The 17,384-nt window shown below is 68.4% G+C and carries 20 protein-coding genes and 1 pseudogene; 6 read left to right on the top strand and 15 right to left on the bottom strand.

The annotated features are described in order from the left end of the window. Nucleotides 1-408, top strand: a pseudogene (locus WU80_RS19850) (4-hydroxy-2-oxovalerate aldolase); the annotation flags it as partial. 26 nt (nucleotides 409-434) lie between these two features. Here WU80_RS19850 and WU80_RS19845 read toward each other — a convergent pair. From WU80_RS19845 to WU80_RS19825, 5 genes are all read right to left on the bottom strand, one after another. After that, nucleotides 435-1,949, bottom strand: coding sequence for a bifunctional phosphatase PAP2/diacylglycerol kinase family protein (locus tag WU80_RS19845; RefSeq protein ID WP_231633865.1), 1,515 nt, complete (start codon nucleotides 1,947-1,949; stop codon nucleotides 435-437). Nucleotides 1,950-2,167: 218 nt separating this feature from the next. Continuing rightward, the gene (locus tag WU80_RS19840; RefSeq protein ID WP_055402141.1) at nucleotides 2,168-3,292 is read right to left on the bottom strand and encodes a Xaa-Pro peptidase family protein; all 1,125 of its coding nucleotides are present in this window, start codon (nucleotides 3,290-3,292) and stop codon (nucleotides 2,168-2,170) included. Next, a complete protein-coding gene (locus WU80_RS19835) occupies nucleotides 3,282-4,511 on the bottom strand; it encodes a Xaa-Pro peptidase family protein (RefSeq protein WP_156349498.1) in 1,230 nt (409 codons plus the stop codon). The genes WU80_RS19840 and WU80_RS19835 overlap by 11 nt, the downstream gene beginning before the upstream one ends. Next, nucleotides 4,511-5,734, bottom strand: a complete 1,224-nt coding sequence (locus tag WU80_RS19830; RefSeq protein ID WP_055402145.1) for a cytochrome P450 — start codon at nucleotides 5,732-5,734, stop codon at nucleotides 4,511-4,513. The genes WU80_RS19835 and WU80_RS19830 overlap by 1 nt, the downstream gene beginning before the upstream one ends. Further along, nucleotides 5,731-6,450, bottom strand: coding sequence for a TetR/AcrR family transcriptional regulator (locus WU80_RS19825; RefSeq protein ID WP_055402146.1), 720 nt, complete (start codon nucleotides 6,448-6,450; stop codon nucleotides 5,731-5,733). Before WU80_RS19825 ends, WU80_RS19830 begins: the two co-directional genes overlap by 4 nt. A gap of 144 nt (nucleotides 6,451-6,594) precedes the next feature. Between WU80_RS19825 and WU80_RS19820 the strand changes: the two genes are divergently transcribed. Continuing rightward, nucleotides 6,595-7,071, top strand: coding sequence for a nitroreductase family deazaflavin-dependent oxidoreductase (locus WU80_RS19820; RefSeq protein ID WP_055402148.1), 477 nt, complete (start codon nucleotides 6,595-6,597; stop codon nucleotides 7,069-7,071). Nucleotides 7,072-7,084: 13 nt separating this feature from the next. Here the strand turns inward: WU80_RS19820 and WU80_RS19815 are convergent, their stop codons facing one another. The 3 genes from WU80_RS19815 to WU80_RS19805 form a co-directional block, all read right to left on the bottom strand. Then, nucleotides 7,085-7,576, bottom strand: a complete 492-nt coding sequence (locus tag WU80_RS19815) for a DUF2231 domain-containing protein (RefSeq protein ID WP_055402150.1) — start codon at nucleotides 7,574-7,576, stop codon at nucleotides 7,085-7,087. Nucleotides 7,577-7,610: 34 nt separating this feature from the next. After that, entirely contained in the window at nucleotides 7,611-8,234 is a 624-nt protein-coding gene (locus WU80_RS19810) for a hypothetical protein (RefSeq protein ID WP_055402152.1), read from the bottom strand. 123 nt (nucleotides 8,235-8,357) lie between these two features. Beyond that, complete coding sequence (locus WU80_RS19805) at nucleotides 8,358-9,167, bottom strand: SigB/SigF/SigG family RNA polymerase sigma factor (RefSeq protein WP_055402154.1); 810 nt, start codon at nucleotides 9,165-9,167, stop codon at nucleotides 8,358-8,360. A 576-nt stretch (nucleotides 9,168-9,743) separates the two neighbouring features. Here WU80_RS19805 and WU80_RS19800 point away from each other — a divergent pair. The 3 genes from WU80_RS19800 to WU80_RS19790 all read left to right on the top strand — a co-directional run bounded on the left by WU80_RS19800 (nucleotide 9,744) and on the right by WU80_RS19790 (nucleotide 11,976). Continuing rightward, nucleotides 9,744-10,640, top strand: coding sequence for an SDR family NAD(P)-dependent oxidoreductase (locus WU80_RS19800; RefSeq protein ID WP_055402156.1), 897 nt, complete (start codon nucleotides 9,744-9,746; stop codon nucleotides 10,638-10,640). A 176-nt stretch (nucleotides 10,641-10,816) separates the two neighbouring features. Beyond that, nucleotides 10,817-11,602, top strand: a complete 786-nt coding sequence (locus tag WU80_RS19795; RefSeq protein WP_055402158.1) for a heavy metal-binding domain-containing protein — start codon at nucleotides 10,817-10,819, stop codon at nucleotides 11,600-11,602. Then, the gene (locus WU80_RS19790; protein WP_055402160.1) at nucleotides 11,602-11,976 is read left to right on the top strand and encodes a DUF5073 family protein; all 375 of its coding nucleotides are present in this window, start codon (nucleotides 11,602-11,604) and stop codon (nucleotides 11,974-11,976) included. The genes WU80_RS19795 and WU80_RS19790 overlap by 1 nt, the downstream gene beginning before the upstream one ends. Before the next feature lie 16 nt (nucleotides 11,977-11,992). Here the strand turns inward: WU80_RS19790 and WU80_RS19785 are convergent, their stop codons facing one another. From WU80_RS19785 to WU80_RS19770, 4 genes are all read right to left on the bottom strand, one after another. Beyond that, entirely contained in the window at nucleotides 11,993-12,631 is a 639-nt protein-coding gene (locus tag WU80_RS19785) for a cutinase family protein (RefSeq protein ID WP_055402219.1), read from the bottom strand. A gap of 86 nt (nucleotides 12,632-12,717) precedes the next feature. Next, nucleotides 12,718-13,191 (bottom strand): hypothetical protein, encoded by a 474-nt coding sequence (locus tag WU80_RS19780; RefSeq protein WP_055402162.1) that lies wholly within the window; start codon nucleotides 13,189-13,191, stop codon nucleotides 12,718-12,720. A gap of 44 nt (nucleotides 13,192-13,235) precedes the next feature. Further along, nucleotides 13,236-13,901, bottom strand: a complete 666-nt coding sequence (locus WU80_RS19775; protein ID WP_055402164.1) for a TetR/AcrR family transcriptional regulator — start codon at nucleotides 13,899-13,901, stop codon at nucleotides 13,236-13,238. A gap of 145 nt (nucleotides 13,902-14,046) precedes the next feature. Further along, nucleotides 14,047-14,610: a TetR/AcrR family transcriptional regulator gene (locus tag WU80_RS19770; protein WP_055402166.1), complete on the bottom strand. Its 564-nt coding sequence runs from the start codon at nucleotides 14,608-14,610 to the stop codon at nucleotides 14,047-14,049. Between the two features lie 109 nt (nucleotides 14,611-14,719). Here WU80_RS19770 and WU80_RS19765 point away from each other — a divergent pair, with 109 nt between their 5' ends. After that, nucleotides 14,720-15,265 (top strand): bifunctional 2-polyprenyl-6-hydroxyphenol methylase/3-demethylubiquinol 3-O-methyltransferase UbiG, encoded by a 546-nt coding sequence (locus tag WU80_RS19765; protein WP_055402168.1) that lies wholly within the window; start codon nucleotides 14,720-14,722, stop codon nucleotides 15,263-15,265. 2 nt (nucleotides 15,266-15,267) lie between these two features. On the opposite strand, the gene WU80_RS19760 is transcribed toward WU80_RS19765, so the two are convergent. The 3 genes from WU80_RS19760 to WU80_RS19750 are packed head-to-tail and all read right to left on the bottom strand — an operon-like array spanning nucleotide 15,268 to nucleotide 17,226. Next, nucleotides 15,268-15,633, bottom strand: a complete 366-nt coding sequence (locus tag WU80_RS19760; RefSeq protein ID WP_055402170.1) for a hypothetical protein — start codon at nucleotides 15,631-15,633, stop codon at nucleotides 15,268-15,270. Further along, complete coding sequence (gene scnC / locus WU80_RS19755) at nucleotides 15,633-16,337, bottom strand: thiocyanate hydrolase subunit gamma (protein WP_055402172.1); 705 nt, start codon at nucleotides 16,335-16,337, stop codon at nucleotides 15,633-15,635. The genes WU80_RS19760 and scnC overlap by 1 nt, the downstream gene beginning before the upstream one ends. A gap of 49 nt (nucleotides 16,338-16,386) precedes the next feature. After that, complete coding sequence (locus WU80_RS19750) at nucleotides 16,387-17,226, bottom strand: SH3-like domain-containing protein (protein ID WP_055402221.1); 840 nt, start codon at nucleotides 17,224-17,226, stop codon at nucleotides 16,387-16,389. Nucleotides 17,227-17,384: the final 158 nt, after the last annotated feature.

Raw genomic sequence — 17,384 nt, 5'->3', positions numbered from 1 at the left:
GATGTGTATAAGAGACAGGCCGTGGAGCATGGCGCTCACCGCGTCGACGCATCACTGACGGGTATGGGCGCCGGCGCCGGTAACGCGCCACTGGAGGTCTTCGTCGCGGCGGCCACCCGGATGGGCTGGCAACACGGCTGTGACCTCAACGCGCTGGAGGACGCCGCCGACGATCTTGTGCGGCCCCTGCAGCAGCGTCCGGTGCGTGTGGACCGGGAGACGTTGACGTTGGGATACGCGGGCGTGTACTCAAGTTTCCTGCGTCATGCCGAGGCAACTGCCGAACGGTTCGGCGTTGATGCGCGCACGCTTCTGGTCGAAGCCGGCCGCAGGGGCTTGGTCGGCGGCCAGGAGGACATGCTTATCGATATCGCCCTCGATCTGACCGGGGAACGGGCTTCCGCGTAACCGCGGCGGCGGTCCGGCTGTGAAGCTCAGCGCCGTCGCGATGGGCAGAACACCGGCAGAGCCCGATACCGGACGGTGAAGCGTGCATGCTCGTGCTGTCCATCCACCTCGCCGTCCATCGCCACGGCGGTCGGCCCGTCAACGGATCGGAAGCTGAACTCGGGAACGTGATGCTCGTGATATAGCCGGCTGCGTTGCAGCCGCCCCAGCATGAGTGCCGTCATGACTCGAGTCTTGCTGAAAGGGCGGCCTGTCTCCAGAATGCGAACATCGATCAACCCGGTGTCTAACCGGCTGCGCTGCGCGGGCGCGAAGCCGGACGGTAGGTAGATCGAATTGCCCAGGAAGACCAGCGATGTCTGCATAGTCTTGTTGTCGTAGCTGATTCGCACCGGCTGCTCATGGCGCAGGACGCGAAGCATTGCGTAGGCGGCTGCTAACGGCTTGCCTATTGTGTGCTCCAACCGTTCGCGCGTTTGCACGAGCCTCGGATAGGTACCGATGCTTGCGGTGTTGACGATCACCTGGGAATCGTTGAAGCACAACAGATCGACGCACGAAATGGTGCCCTGCTGTATGGCACGGATCGTCTTGGCTTGGTGGTCGCACCCGATGTCCTTCGCGAAGTGGTTGAACGTGCCGGCCGGGAAGACCGCGAGCGGCCGTCCGGTGTCTACCGCGATGGCCGCTGCGCACGCCACCGTTCCGTCGCCACCACCGACGCCGAGTACCTCAGCCCGTTCGGCTGCCGCACGGAACACGTTTGTGATGTTCTCGTTCTTGGTGAGTTCGACGATCTCGGCATTCGGCAGTTCTCGTCGAACCTCGCCGATGACGCGCGCCCCGCTCCCGCTCCCCGAAGCGGGATTGACCACGAGGACCACCCCGGCGCCATCGGGTCGGGGCGGCGTCTCGATGCGTAGCGGGTCGGCCGAGGGGAGCTTGTACTCGGCTATCGGCGGGACCAAGCGCGAGCCCAGGACTGCGATCGACGCGCCGATGCCGACGCCCGCAAACACGTCACTGGGATAGTGCGCACCGGTTCCGACGCGGGAAACCCCGACGAGGCCGGCAAGCGGCGCGATCAGCAGCCCCAGCATCGGGTTTTCCATCCCGACGCCCACCGTGAAGGCGGCGGCGCTGGCGGAGTGGCCGGACGGCAGCGAATTGGACTTGGGATATTTATGCAGACGTCGCAGCAGCGGAACGGATTCGTGGGAGGGGCGCTTGCGGCGCCACATCCGCTTAGCCACCTGATTGGTGACCAGGCTCGCCACCGCAAGGCTGGCCGCACCGCGGCCCGCGGCGTGGCCGGCGGATCGGTTGCCCGACATCGCTAGCGCCGCCGCAATCGCGAACCACAGCTTGCCGTGATCGGCCGCCCGGGAGAGCGCCGGCATCAATTTATCGAGCAGCGGACTCCGTGACTCCGCGATCGCGTCGAAAACCTCAGTGTCGAGGGTGCTCAGGCCCGCAGTGATCTGCCGGACCGCCCGCGAGGAGCGCAACCGCGGAATCCTCATCGCCTCAACCCCTGCCATCGGGGACACCCCACAGCGCCTGGTAGTTCGTCGCCATCGTTTCGGTGCCCAGGTTCCGCGGCATAGGGCCCAAAGTCATCGATGCGCCGAAGAAATTACTCCCAAATACCCCTTCGCCAGGCCGCCGACCGTTGGCGCGCGCGATTCAGCGCGTGTCCCGGGGCTGATGCCGCAGTTCTAACGATGGCGCGGCCAGCGACGCAGTGACGCAAGTGGTTTCATTGACCGGACCACGACGGGCTGGCGGTCAGCACGTCGGGACCGCCCTCGGTGATGTGCACGGCGTCCTGTCTGAATACGGCCCCAACACGCTCTTGCCACACGTAGCCGGTGATCGCCAAAACCATGCCGGCCTCCAGCTCGTCGCGTTCACCCGCGGCCAGCAGGGTTTGGGACACCACCGGCGGATCGAACCCAAGCCCCAACCCGTGCGCGATCGGCATCGGCGGTGTCGGCTCGCCGGACAACTGATACGCGGCCAGCAGATCGGCGGTCGGCGCGCCGGGCCGGCACGCCGCAAGCATGTTGTCGTACAACGTGTTCGACCGCTCGAACAGGTCGCGGGTAGCCCCGTCGGCGTTGTCGCCGGCCGGCCAGGTCCGACCGACCTCGGCGACATAGCCATTCGCGAGGGCGCCGGCGGAGAACGCGACCAGGTCGCCCGGTCGCACCTCGTCGTAACCGGCGCGCCGCCACGGGTGTTCCCTTGAGGTCACCCATGCGGCGTCCTGGGTGGCCGGCGTGCTCACCCCGCCCGCGGCCATGGCCTCCATCATCGCCCCGGTCAGAGTCCGCTCCGACACTCCCGGCGCGAATTCGGCAAGGGCGGCGGCCAATCCGTGTTCGGCGACGCGAAGGGCGGTGCCCATCGCCGTGATTTCCTCGGGCGTCTTGACTCGCCGCGCCGCGCGCATCGCGGGCTCCGCGTCGACGAGCTCCGCATTGGGGAACGCGTCGGGCAGCAGGGCGGCGAAAGTCGGTGTGATCGCATCGGTTCCGACCCGCCGCGCCGTGTCGGCGCCGTCGATCTTCTTCAGCACGTCGATGAGCGTCATCGGGTTCCAGGCCAGCCCGTAGAGGTGATCGCGGCCGATCTCCTCCGGGACCCCCTCGTCGTCGGTGCTGTTGAGGTAGATGTCCCCGGACGCGCGCACCAGCACGCACATCGGACCGAAGGGCCGGGTGCCGGCTATCCACAGCTGCGGCGCGCCGGTGACGTAGCGAATGTTGGCTTGCCGCCCGAGCACGAGGATGTCGAGCCGATGTGCGTCCATTTGGGCCAGCGCCCGTTCCCGGCGGCCCACGCGCAGCGCGGTGGGGTCGGGGAGAACCTCAGTCGCCATAGGGGGAGTAGGGGTAGTCGGTGATCGGCAGGTAGCCGTCTTCGGTGATGACCACGATCTCCTCGCTGCGGTAGCCGCCCGTGCCGTCCTCCCACACCACGGGCTCCAGAACCAGAACCATGCCGGGCGCGAAGACGAAGTTGTCGTCGAACTCTTCGCCGAGATCGGTTCCGATCATCGGCGCTTCGGCGGGGTAGGTGCCGATGCCGTGGCCCAGATAGAAATGCGGCAGCCATGGTTTGCGGCCGCCGTTGGCGGCGATCGCCGCGCGCGCCAGATCCCCTGAGGTGACACCGGCTTTGGTCACCGCGAGCACCGCATCCAGGATGGCTCGCCATTGCCGAAACTGGTCCTGCTGGCGTGGCGTGGGCGGTTGGCCGACCACCCAGGTCCGGCCGAAATCGGAGCAATATCCGGCATAGGTGATGCTGATGTCGGTCCACAGCACATCGCCGTCCGCCAATTCGCGCTCGGTGGGAAGCAGCGGCAGCGCCAAATCCCCGTGCGTCGTCCACACTCCGGCTGCCCGGGAACTCGGCATCACCTGCCAGATGGCCTCCAGCATGTTGGTGGTGGCCCCCAGCTCGAACGCGCGGCGCACCAACCTGGCCGAGAGATCGATCTGCCGCACGCCGGGTGCCAGGGCCCGCTGCACATCCACGACCGCCTGTTCGGTGATGCGGGTGGCCCGGCGAAGGCAGGACAACTCATCTCGAGTCTTCACCAATTGCGCCGCACCGACCACGATCGCCGCATCCGTCGGTTCGCCCCCGGGGAACAGCGTACGGCCGGCCCGTCGCATCGCTCCGGTCAGTTCGTCGACGGCGACGCTCGCGCCCGACGGGACCAGCCCAGCCAGCACACGCGCGAATTGCTCGACCCCATGGTCGAATTCGAGGTAGACGGGCCCGTGCAGATGGTCGTCGGGCACCGGCGATTCCGCCGAAGCCCCGCCGCGGAACGGCATGAACAGGTGCGGATGTTCGTCGTCGGCGAGGACGACCGCTACCGGGCGCTCCACGTGCGACAGCCCCGCGTCCAGCAGCGGCCAAGTGGCGCCCGTCGCGTATCCGACGTAGCCGTTCATCAACAGGATCAGCGCAGCGACACCATGATCGGCCATCGCGGACCGTAGCCGCGCGCCGGTCTCCGCACGCATGCGCGCCCAATCCGGTTCGTCCGGTATCTCGACGACGGAGGCGCTCCCGGGGAAGGCCATCACCATGTCACTGGAAGCTCGTAGAGGCCGTAGGCCAGCGCGTCGTGTTTGAACGGCAGCTCCTCGACCGGCCCCGCGAGCCGCAGCGTCGGGACCCGGCGCAGCAAGGTGGGCAGGACGATCTGCAGTTCCATGCGCGCCAGCTGTTGCCCGACGCACTGGTGGCGACCGTAGCCGAAGCCGACGTGCGGGCCGTCCTCCCGACGCAGGTCGAGCCGGTCGGGGTCGGGGAACTGCCGGGCGTCCCAGTTCGCCGGGGCGACGTCGAGGATGATGCCCTCGCCGGCGCGGATCGTCTCGCCGCCCACCTCGATGTCGTCGACGGCGATGCGGCGCTGGCCCGTCTGAATGATGCTCAGGTAGCGCATCAATTCCTCGACCGCGACGGCGATCACCTTCGGATCATCGCTGTCGCGCATCAGCGCCAGCTGATCGGGGTGGTCGAGCAGGGCCGCGACGCTGAGGCTGATCATGTTGGCGGTGGTCTCGTGGCCCGCGATGAGCACGCCGGTGGCCAGCTGCGCGGCCTCGCGCACGCTGAGCTCTTCGGCGTTGACCCGCTCGGCCAAATCGGAAACCAGATCCTCCGACGGGCTCTGCATCTTGGTCCGCACCAAGTTCGCCAGGTACTTCGCCAACGATGCGGCGCCCTGTGCCGTGTCCTCCTCGGAGGCGTAGCGGCCCATGCCCCGCTGGGCTTGGGTCTGGAAGAAATCCGCGTCCTCGTAGGGCACGCCCAGCAATTGGCTGATAACCAGCGAGGGGACCGGCAGCGCCAGCGTGGTGACGATGTCGCCGGGGTTGGGACCGGCCAGCAGCGCGTCGATGTGGTCATCGGTGATCTGCTGCACCGCCGGTCGCAGCGCCTCAACCCGCTTGAACGTGAACGGTTTTGACAGCATCCGGCGAAACCGGGTGTGCTCTTCGGCGTCGGAGGTGAACACCGAACGGGGGCGTTTGTGCACCGTCGCCAGCATCCCCGCGTTCCAATGCGGGTAACCGGGCAGCCGGTCGTCGACGCTGGTGCGCGAGTCGGTGAACAACGCGCGAATCGCCTCGTAGCCGTGGATCAGCCAGGGCGTGCTGCCGTCCCAGATCCGCACCCGGCTCAGCTGCTTGTCGGCGTTGAGCTGCAACACCTTTGGCGGGGGCGCGAACGGGCATCCCGGTGCCCGTGGCATCGGGAAAGCCGGGATATCGGTGGCGGTCGAGACGTCGGTCATCGTTCTCCTCGGTGCGGGGCCGGGGTGGTTTCGCCGGGCCGGCCGCCCGCCGCGCCCACGTGGACCGGGGCGCGCCACAGGCCGACGATCGCGTCGATCAGGCCTTCGCCGGCGACCGGCCAGGCCGAACGCGAACGAGGTCCGTGCTCGGCCAGCGCGCTTTCGTGCTCGGCGCAGGTGTGCATCAGCAGGTTGCGCACCATGACCATTCGCTCGGAACGAACCCGCCGTGGCAGGTCGGGTAGGCACCGGTTGATGCCGTCGATGGTCCGCACCAGCAGGGGCGACGCGAGCGCGTCCTTGGTGACGACGTGGCGGTACGTGGGGTCGGCCATGGCCTGGGCGGCGAACCGGGCGTACCAGCTGGGCGTGCCCAGCGCGTGCAGGTGATCGGTGAGCGGCCGCACCAACACACCCACCCAGTCGCGCAGGTCGGTCGAGTCCTCGATGGCGGTCAGCATTTGCGCCCGCAGTTCCTCGATCGGCTCCCGATGCTTGCTCTCGATCGCCCGGAGCAGGTCGGTCCGCGTCCCGAAGTGGTAGCAGGCCGCGGCGTTGTTCCCTTGTCCGGCCGCCTCGCTGATCTGCCGGTTCGACACCGCGTACATGCCGCGCTCGGCGAACAGTTCTTCCGCGGCCGACAGGATCGCCTCCCGGGTGCCCGTCGACCTGTCGGCACGGACGATCCGCTCGGCTGTCATCGCCTCAGTGAACACCGCGCACGGAATTAAATCAAGCAATTTATTTGTCACGGCGCGCCGCCCGCTTATAAACAACGGTCCCGCCGGAATCCCTGGGCTTCAAGGTGATTTCATCGCTCAGCCGCCCGGGCCGCCCCGTCCCGGAATACAGTCTGGTGTATGAATCCGCTCCAGCGGGTGGCTCGCAATCCGGTGGCCTACCGCCGGCTGGTCCTCAACGGTCAGCCGATGGCGGAACGCGCGGAGGCGCTGCTGCGGTTCGCGACGGGCGAGCGGTTCGGCGTGCTGGACCTCGCCGGACTTCCGAACGTCCGGATCACGACGCCGGGCCGTAAGACCGGTCTCGCCCGCACGGCGACGGTGCAATACGTGCCCGTCGAGGGCGGGCTGTTGCTGGTGGGTTCGAACTGGGGCCGGGCTCGCCACCCGTCCTGGTCGGCGAATCTGAAGGCCGCCCAACGCGTTACCGTCCGGCGGCGCGGCCGGCGGTTCGTGGCGACCGTGCGGTTGCTCACCGGCGAGGAGCGCGACCAAGCGTGGTCCACGGTCCTGGCGCACTGGCCGAACTATCAGCTGGCCCAGAATCGCGCGGCCGGTCGGCAATTCCGGCTGTTTCTCCTGACGCCCACGCCGTAGGCGTCGCGACGAACTAACCCGGGTGGGCCTTCTTCAGGTGCGCGATCTCGTCGCCCCACACCGACTGAGCCCCGGCGTCGCCCACGCGGTAGATCTGCACCGTCGACGCGACGGCAATGGCGAGCACCACGATCGCGATGGTCGCCCGGACGGCCACCCGGCTCTTGTCCGAGCGGCGTTCGATCACGCGCATCACCACGAGCACTAGCGCGGCCGCCAGCAGTGCGGCGGCGAAGTAGTTCATCGTGCCGCCCAGGGTGGCGTGCTTTTGCAGGATGGCGCTGGGTTTGGCCCTCAGGTCGTAAAGCCATTCCCCGGCATTCACCGTGATCGGCGTCAACACCATGGTGGCGGCAGCCGAGATCACCGCGAGCCATAACAGCGGGCCGCGGCGCGCCGTCGGCCACAGCACGCACACGATCTCCAACAGGGCGGTCAGCGGCACCAGCACCACCACGAAGTGCAGCAGCAGGGCGTGGGCCGGCATGCCGTTGATGACGGTCATCGGGCTCCTCGGGTTGTGGGCGGTCAGCTCGCGCTCAGCCGCCGAGCCCCTTCTTGACGGCCGCGTCCTGTTTCTGGGCCACGTCGTTGACGAAATCGGTCGGAGCCAGCGTGTCGGGCGGCCCGTCAAACTGCAGCGTGACCAACGCCCTGCCCTCGGTGAAGAGCACTATCGTCACGCCCTTGCTGCGGTCCGGCGAGTTGCCCAACAAGGTGGTCCCGCCGGCGCCGACGTTGGCCGCCTGGGTGGTCGGGTTCTTGATCACGTCACCCTGAGCGCCCTTGGCCGCGTTCAGCGCGTTCGTGGCGGCGCCGGGGTCGGCAAACACCTGGATCGTGTCCTTGATGACGTGGCTGCCGTCGTCGTCTTTGAAGGTCGTCGCGACGCCCGGCTGGCCGTTCGGGTTACTGGTCGGTGGGGCGGCCGTGAACGGTATCGGGGCGTTGATGTCGCTCGCCTGGATCAGCAGCCCGGTGTACTCGTTGGGCTGCGCGGCCGCCGACGAGCTCGGTGCGGCGCTGGTCGCGCTGGTCGCCGAGCTGGACGATGCCGGTTTCGACGTGGAGGGCGTCGAACTCTTGCCGCCGCACCCCGCTACCGCCACCGCCAGCGCCGCCGTGACCGCGACGCCCGCTGTCACCGTCCGTGAAGTCCTCATCGAAGTCGAGCTCCCTTCCAGGGCGGCCTGCGGCGCCACAGTCGAGTCGTTTCCGAATCGCACAGTACATTGCGGACGTCGCGCCGCAGTGGCGCTCGAGGGCTCCTGAGGGCCGGCAACGACCTATTCGAGCTGGTCGCGCAGGCAACGCAGGGTGCTGGCCAGGATGCGGGAGACCTGCATCTGCGACACCCCGATCCGCTCGGCGATCTGGCTCTGCGTCATCGATTCGAAGAACCGCATCCGCAAAACCTCGCGTTCGCGCGCGGGAAGGCCGGCGACCAGGACGCGCAGCGCCTCCCGATTGGTGATGTGCTCGATCTGCGGATCGATGCCGCCGACCGCGTCGGCGACCGACCGGGGCGTACCCGAACCGTCGGTGCCCACCGGCGCGTCCAGGGAATCCAGCCGGTAGGCGTCGCCCGCCACCAGGCATTCGACGATCTCCTCGCGGGGAACCTCGAGCACCTGTGACAACTCGCCGGCGGTGGGCGCACGCCCCAGCTTCTGGGCCAGGTCACCCGTCGTCCTGCTGATCTGCACGTGGAGTTCCCGCAACCGGCGCGGCACCCGCATGCCCCAGCTGTAGTCCCGGAAGTATCGCCGAACCTCGCCCATCATGGTGGGGACCGCGAAACCGATGAAGCTGGGCCCCTTGGCCGGGTCGAATCGGTTGACGGCGTTCATCAGCCCCACGCGCGCCACCTGCACGAGGTCGTCGAGGCCTTCGCCCCGGCGCGCGAAGTGGCTGGCCACATGGTCGGCCAGCGGCAGGCATCGGGCCACGATGCGTTCGCGCTGGCGGCCGTACTCGTGCGACTCGGCCGGCATCTGGCGGAGTGCCACAAACATTTCGACCACGTCGTCGTAGGAATCGTCGGACTTGCTGTCGCGGCACTCGGCGGGACGGCTGGGGGCTAGTACGTCGGTCATAGGCGCACGCGCCCGGTGGTGGCGCGGCTGATCCTGAAAACTTTGGTGCACAATCGGTTTGGCATTGCTGACTCACTCCTCTGAGTCGTGTGCAACGAGGCCTGGCAGTTATGCGCAGAGTCGCCTCAATGCACCTGTATCCGCAGGACGGGTCGATTCCCAACACGCAGGGTTACCAAGGAGATGACTCGAGGTGGTTTTCGCCGGAGCCATGTGCTCAGCAGCAGTGCGGCTGACAGGCCGCTTTGAGCTAAACGGCGACACGTCCATAACGGACTTCACTGGCGACTATACGCCCCATCGCGGACGCCCGCGATCGCTTGCCCCAACTCGATTCGGATAGTTTTTGAACAGTTTCCGTTGTGAACCGACCGGACGGCGGCAAACCGCGGGCAGATATCCAGGCCGCGGTCGCAAGAACGCCGGACCCTCGCCGCGGCAGTCGATGCGCCGGCCGCGGTTCTCATTTCCGTGGGGGCTGGGTACTGTTCGCCTAGTGTTCGTGACCACCCTCCCGCGACCGGGTCTCTGCGTGCGCCGAGACCGGTTTGCGCCCAACGCATTACGGCTCCCCTGATGGCAGGCGCGGGTGCCCGCCCGCTGGACGGGCGCGCAGTGGTGGTGGCCGGCGGCAGCCGCGGGATCGGGCGTGCGGTCGCCGAACTGCTCGGCGCGCTCGGCGCCGGCGTGGTGGTCAACGGGCGGGACGCGGACGCGGTCGAGGAGACCGTCGTCGCAATCAGAGGGGCCGGCGGGCGGGCCAGCGCGGTGGTCGGTCCCGCGGACGAGGAGCGCATCGCGGGTGCGCTGGTCGACGACTGCCTGCGCAGCCACGGGCGGCTGGACGCCCTGATCAACTGCGCCGGCATCGCCGAGCCGGCCGGGTCCTCGATCCTGAACATCTCGCCGGAGGACTTCGACCGCCTGATCAGCGCCCACCTCGGGACCGCGTTCCACACGTGCCGCGCGGCGGCCCGCGTCATGGCCGCCCAAGGCCACGGGGCCATCGTCAACACCAGTTCGGTCGCGTTTCTGGGTGATTACGGCGGGACCGGCTATCCCGCGGGCAAGGGCGCGGTGAACGCCCTGACCATGGCGATCGCCGCCGAACTCAAGGCGCACGGCGTGCGGGCCAACGTCGTGTGTCCCGGGGCCAGGACGCGCCTGTCCAGCGGCGCCGAGTACGAGGAACACATCGCGGACCTGCACCGCCGGGGGCTGCTGGACGAAATGACCATGCGCGCCTCGCTGGACAGCGCGCCGCCCGCCTTCGTGGCCCCGGTCTACGCCTATTTGGTGAGCGACTTGGCCCGGGCGGTGACGGGCCAAATCCTGGTTGCCGCAGGCGGATTCGTCGGCCGCTTCGACCGGCCGGCACCGCGGCTGCTGGGTTACCGCGACCACCGCGAGGCCGAACCCTGGTCGATTGACGACCTGCACAAGATGATCGGCGCCGCGCAACCCGCGCGCTGAGCCCGCCACGACCGATTGGCAGCAAACCGATCCCGGCGCGTCGCGGGTGCGGCGCGCCGTACCGGGCGCGGCGTCGTCAGCGCACCGTGATTTCGCCCTCGATCCACCCCGAAGTCGCACGTTGTGGGTGCGGGCGGCCTACGCTGTCCTGCGAACCGCAGGAGGGTGTTTTGACAATGCAACCGAACCCGCTCGACCCCGTGGCCAGCGAACGGCTGTCGCATGCAGGCAAAGTGTTCACTTCCGATCTGTCGATCAACGAATTCGCCTTGCTGCACGGGGCCGGGTTCGAGCCGATCGAACTCGTGATGGGCGTCTCGGTCTACCACGTCGGTTACCAGTTCACCGGGATCCGGCAACAATCCGAACTTCCCGTGCTCACCGACGCGACCTATCGCGCGCGCTGGAATGCGATGTCGCGGATGCAGGCGGAGGCCGATTCGCTGGGCGCCGACGGCGTGGTCGGCGTCCGTCTCGAATGGCGGCATCAGGGCGAGGGCGAGCATCTGGAGTTCATCGCTGTCGGAACCGCGGTGCGATACGTCGCGAAGCCCGGCGCCTACCGGCGCCCCAACGGGCAAGCGTTCACCAGCCACCTGTCCGGGCAGGATCTGACGACCCTCCTGCGGTCCGGATTCGCCCCGGTGGCGTTCGTGATGGGAAACTGCGTGTTTCACATTGCCGTGCAAGGGTTTTTGCGCACCCTGAGCCAGGTGGGACGCAACGCCGAGATGCCGCAGTGGACGCAGGGCAGCTACCAAGCTCGGGAGTTGGCCATGTCCCGGATGCAAAGTGAGGCCGAGCGCGACGGCGGAACCGGCGTCGTCGGCGTGCACTTCGCGATCTCGAACTACGCGTGGGGACACCACACGGTCGAGTTCTATGTGGCCGGCACCGCGGTGCGGCGCGGCGGTGAGGCGCAAACGCTGACCCCGTCGTTCGTACTGCCCATGAGCGATTGATGACGACCCTCGATCACCAGCGCGTCGGCCAGGTAATCGGAGCGGCCCTGGCGGGGCCCGGGGGAGTCGGGCTGGTGCTGCGGGTGTTCTGCGGGGTTCCGGGGGTGATCCTGGTCCCCGCGCGGCGGGGCTTCTTCCGGTCTCAGCCCGAGCGGGTGCAGATCGGCGACTGGCGTTATGAGGTGACCGCCGACGGCCGCCTGAGCGCCGCGCACGTGGTCAACGGGATCGTCCTGGCCGAGGAGGTGCTCGCCGCCGGCGCCGTCGGGCCGCACATCGCCCGCGCGCTCGGGCAGCTGGTGAACAGCTACGGCCCGACGATCATGCCCAACGTCGATGCGGCCCTCGAGGTCCTCGAGGCCGGGCCGCGGTGACGCCGGGCGCCCCCGCCTAGAGGCGACCGGCCGCGAAGTCGGCCGCCTGGTCGACCAGGCCCGCCTCGACGTACTGGCGGTGGGCGACCGGGTTCCCGGCGTCCGAGCACACCGGGTCGCCGGGCACGCACAACTCGATGGTCTTGCCCGCGTACTGCGGGCCGATCGTCACGGGCGGCTCGTTGAGGATGCTCATGAACTGGCTCGATGGCTTTCCGAAGAGCGCGATCGCGGCCACGTGGCTGGAGACCTCGGCCGGCATCGGCTGCAGCGACCGGACCAGGTGCACCCCGTCCGGCACCGCGCTTTCGGTGACGAAACCCATCACGGCCGCGCCCTGCGAGTATCCGCCCAGCACCATCCGGGTTCTGGGGCAGGACACCGCCATGTGTTCGACGTGCGCCCCGGCGTCGCTGATGCCGTCCGCGGCCCGGGGGAAGTCCGTGGTCGCCGGGTAGTCGACCGGATAGACGCCGACCGACCTGCCGCCCACGTGGGAGCGCAGGGTGTCGACGAAGCTCTGGCCGATCCGGCCGACGCCGGGCGGCTCGTTGGTGCCCCGGGCGAACACCACCTCGACATCGGGGCACGGTTCGGCGGCCGCGACCGGAGCGACGGTGAGCGCCGAAAAGGGTAGAAGGACAGCACAAATCAGCTTGCCGAGGGTGTTCGCCTGCACAGCGTGATTTTGTCACAGGGTGACAAAGTGCGCGCGTTATGCGGTTGCGGCCGACGCCGGGGCTACCCCGGCGTGTCCCCGCCCGGGGCGTGTCGTCGGTGCAGGTACGACGTGGCGACGCGCAGCGCGCCGCGAAACGCATACACGGCGCTCACGATGGTGAGGAGGATCAGCAAGACGAACATCGGCAGCCAATTGCCCCTGCTGTGGTCGACGTCCCACCAGACGATGGTGAACAGCACCGCGCAGATGACGAGCACCATGTCGCGCCAGTTCCCCCGGTACGACAGCGCCGCCCTGCGCAGCGCCTGATTCCGGTCCGCGATCGCGACCAGGTCGTCGATGCGCGCGTCGATGCTGCGTTGCAAATCGGCGCGCCGCTTGGCGGCTTCGGGCGGCAGCCGTTCCAGCAAGTCCATGTCCTGCGCGATCAGGCCGCGATAGTCCGGCCCCCTGAACTGCCCTGCGGCGATGGCCAGCATGGCGCCGCCGAAAACGGGTGCACTATTGAGTGCGATCTGTCCCAGGCCCGCCATGCCCGCTCCTTCCGGTGGTCGTCAACGCCGCTCGCAGACGCAGGTCAGGATGCCTTGGAAGGGCGCCGTCGCGTGCGCTGCGGCGCGGGGCCCTGCAGTGCGTCCATCGCGCGCATGATCTGCGGATAGGCGATCGCCGGCCCAAGCCAACGGGTGAGGTATCGGCGCAGATCGGCACCGCTGCGCGCGGGCCGCCCGGGGTCGGTGAGGAACGAGTGCAGCAACCGGAGGCTGAACTCGTTCAGTTCGTCGAGGCCGGCGTCGTCGAAACCGTAGCTCTCCCAATCGATGTCGTAGCGGTGCAGCATCGACCGGCCGAATGCCAGGGCGGTGTCCGACACGATCGAGACCTTGTGGCCCCTGCGTTGATTGAGCACGAACTCGACCTGGTTGTCGCAGGCCAGTTCCTCGATGGCGAACGCGAGGCCCTCGGTCATGGCCACCACCGGGTCGGTCACGCCCCCGAGGTGGGCCGCCATCCGATCCAGGAAGCCGTCGGCCGAACGCATCGCCGACGCCACCAACAGCGCCCGCGTGCCGGGGAAGTATCGATAGACCGTCTGACGGGTGACCCCGAGCGCCCGCGCCACGTCGGCGATCCGGAGTGCGGAGCCGCGTTCGTCGACGATCGTGTCGGCCGCATCCAGGATGCGCTCGATGGCCTCCTCGTCGGAGGCGGGCGTGTTTCCTGCCCAACCGTGACTGCGCATCTAACGAGCGGCAAACCCGTAGTCGGTGAACCCCACAGCTGGATAATAGCCTCTTCAGGGGGCTGATCAGTCCGGATGTGCACCACGCGTCGGGCGCGGCGGAAAGCCCGATCCGCGGGCCGCTAATCCGTTGCCGCGCCGCCGGTTAGGCCACCGATGCGCCCAGGATGAGGTTGACGGCCTCGTCGAGCTGCCCCGCGATCTCGTCGAAGCTGACGAAGCGGGCCGTCATCAGGGCGCCGGAGAAGGTCATCTGCAGCGTGGATTTCACGGCGCGGGGCCAGCCCGGCCCGAGGGCGGCGCCGATCCGCGTGGACACCTCGTGGCCGATCTGCTCCCTAATTGGCTTGACCGCCGGGTCGTCCGCCATCAGGGCCGCGCCACAGGCGGCGGTCAGCTCGGGCTCGTCGGCCACCACGACGGCCATGTCCCGCAGCGTCGCGCTGACCCGGGTCTTCGTCGTGTCGTTGACGTCGGTGTGCACCGGCAGCTCGCGCAGGAATCGCAGGTATACCGCCGCCACCAACGCGCTCTTGGACGGGAAGTAGGTGTAGGCGCTGGCCGGCGATACCCCGGCGCGGCTCGCCACCGAGCGCATCGTCAGCCGTGCGTAGGACGACTCGCGCAGCTCCGCCAGCCCGGCGTCGAGGACCTTGCGGATCGTCTGCCCCGGCCGGCGGTCCGACCGCCGCGCCGCATCTCTAGACACCCGTCCAGTGTAGGAAGGCGTTCTCCGCTATGGCCCGGTGTCCGCTGGCGTGATTTGCGGACAGCCGTCCAGAATCAGGCGCGAAGCGGTTGGCTCTAGAGTGGCGACCATGGCCGAGGCGGACCGGCATCGCTGGGACGAGCGGTACGCGACCCAGACACCGCCGTCGGTGGAGGCGGTGGGGCCGCCCGAATTCCTGGCCCCCCACGAGGACGTACTGCCCAATGCGGGAACGGCTCTCGATCTCGCGTGCGGGTCCGGGCTCGGCGCGGTGTGGCTCGCGAGGCGTGGGCTGCGGGTGCTCGGCTTGGACGTGTCACCGGTGGCGGTCGGCCAGGCGCGCGACCTGGCCCGGCGGGCCGGGGTGAGCGATCGGTGCGGCTTCGATGCCGCCGACCTGGACGACGGGCTCCCGGCCGGGCCGCCGGTGGACGTCATTCTGTGCCACCGATTCCGCGACCGGCGCCTCGACCGGGCGATCATCGACCGGCTGGCGCCCGGCGGGCTGCTGGCGATGGCGGTGCTCAGTGAGGTCGGGGCCGCCCCCGGGCCGTTTCGCGCGGCCGCCGGGGAGCTCATGGCGGCCTTTGCCGAACTGGACGTGGTCGCCGCGGGGGAGGGCGAGGGTCAGGCCTGGTTGCTGGCGCGCGCGTGACGTCAGGATTCCAGCCTGGCGCGCACCGCCTCCAGCCGCCTTGCCAACTCGTCCTCGTCGATGACGCCGCGCGCCACGAGCGAGTGCGCCAGCGCCATCAAGCGGTTCTCCGGATAGGGGAGGCCGGCGTACACGGTCGCCGACAGGGCGTCCTCTTCGGTGCGCCGGTCAATGAAGCTCAAAACGTCCGGGCCGCAAGGGCTTCGGTCGAGGGCGTCGCACATGCCGTCGAGGCTGGTTTTCCACGGCGGTACGGGATTGTCCACCCCGTATTCGGCCGCCATCCGACTCCAAACCTGGTTGCGCTCGACGATCTTCCTCAGCGGTGCGATCGCCGGCTCAGCGGGCGTGCTCACGTTCGGCTCCATCAATGTTGGACGGGATGCGTGGCGGGGCGGGTTTGGATGATCGCGTTCGTCGTCACCCCGGGCTTGGGCAGCGCGACACCGATCAGGCAGTCGCGGGTGACGATCTTGGCCAGCTGGTCCTCCGTCCAGCCGTCGGTTCCCTCGGGCCGCACGGGCATCACCATGAAGCGGTGCTTCTGGTTGGAGTCCTCGACCCGGATCTCGACGTCTTCCGGCAGATACAGGCCGAACTCCGCGAGCACTTGGCGCGGCCAGCGCACGATGCGGCGGCGAAAGTTTGGCGTCCGGTACCACTCCGGTGAGTTGCCGAGGATCGGCCGCGGATAGCACGAGCACAGCGTGCACACGATGACGTGATGCAGGGTGGGCGTGTCCTCGAGGACGTGAAAAGCCGTGAAGTCGCTGGGTGTTCCGAAACCCGTGGGTTCGAACCAGTCGACCCCGACCTCCTTGCTGGCCGCCAGCGGGTCGGACAGCGCCAGCCTCTTGTAGTCCGGGTCGAGCCACGCCCGGGCCACCATGTGGGCGGCCGGCGTCGGACCGATCTGTTCGGCGTACTCGGTGAAGCGGCGATGCTCCTCCGCCGTGAAAATGCCCTTCTCGATGCACAATTCGCGCAACGCGATCTCGAGGACTTCGAAGTCGGTGACCTCGTCGACCATCGGCGCGGCGGTGCGGTCGTGATCGTGGTCGTGATCGGCCATGCTGGAAGTCCTTTCGCGATTCGATGAGGGCACGTTCGACGGGGCGGGACTAGCCGGCGGCCTCGAGCCAGCGCTCGGGGAGCTCGGTCTGCAGCGTGTCGTTGGCCGGCCCGGTATAGCCGTCCCACAGCTCGGAGAGGTTGAACCGAACGATGTAGAACCATTCGGGTTTCTGATCGGGGGCGTCCCACGTCTCGTCCTCGGCCGCGGGGCTTTCGTAGGAGACCGCCGCGATCTCCCCGGTGGCGCCCCGGACATACTCCTGCGTGCGGGTGTAGAACAGCACCGGTAGCTCCCGGACCGAAACCCTTTCCCCGACTGCGAACTTCGGGGGGCCGGCCTGTCCGGCATACACCTGCGGATCGCCCTTGCCGACGGCGTGGAGGTGGTGCTCGTTGCGCCGCACCCCCCCGGGATCCCCTTCGCAGCGGGGCTCGGCCGCCAAGGCCCTGCCTTGCAGCCCGCCCGCATAGCGCGCCTTGACTTCGGCCATTCGTTCCGCCAGCTCGCTCAGGCCGATGTGGTGTTTCTCGACGAGGACGCGCGCCACCGCAAGCAGCCACCGGCCGTAATAGGGCAGCCCGAGATAGATGGTGCGGCCGAGATCGACGTTGCCCATCCTGCGCCGTTCCTCCGACAGCCAGATCCCGCGCCAGCCGAGCAGCTCGCACATGACGTAGGTGTTCTCTTCCCACATCTCGTACTGCTTGTTCTCGAAGCTCAACGGGGCGTCCGGCTCGCCCCCGACATCGTGCGGGGTCTTGGTATAGGCGGCGAAGCGGTCGTGATCGATGAGGTCGGGCGTTGGCGCATCAGGGAGTTCGGGGTAGGAGGACTTGAGGCGGGCCACCAAGTCGAGCTGGTTCACCCGGTCCCGGGGAGTCGCCATGAAACCTCCACTCGCCGTCGCGATCATCAATTGCGGTCGCGGGCAACCGAGCCGCACCGCGGTCCATTGTCCAACGAATTCGCGCTCGCCCGCGGGAAGATCGCGCAACTGCGGCGCCCGATGCGGCGTGTCTTTTCCCCTGTCTCTTATACACATCT

Origin of the sequence: Mycobacterium sp. UM_11, assembly GCF_001414075.1 — a bacterium.
GTDB lineage: Bacteria > Actinomycetota > Actinomycetes > Mycobacteriales > Mycobacteriaceae > Mycobacterium.
This window is presented reverse-complemented; position numbering and strand designations above follow the sequence as displayed.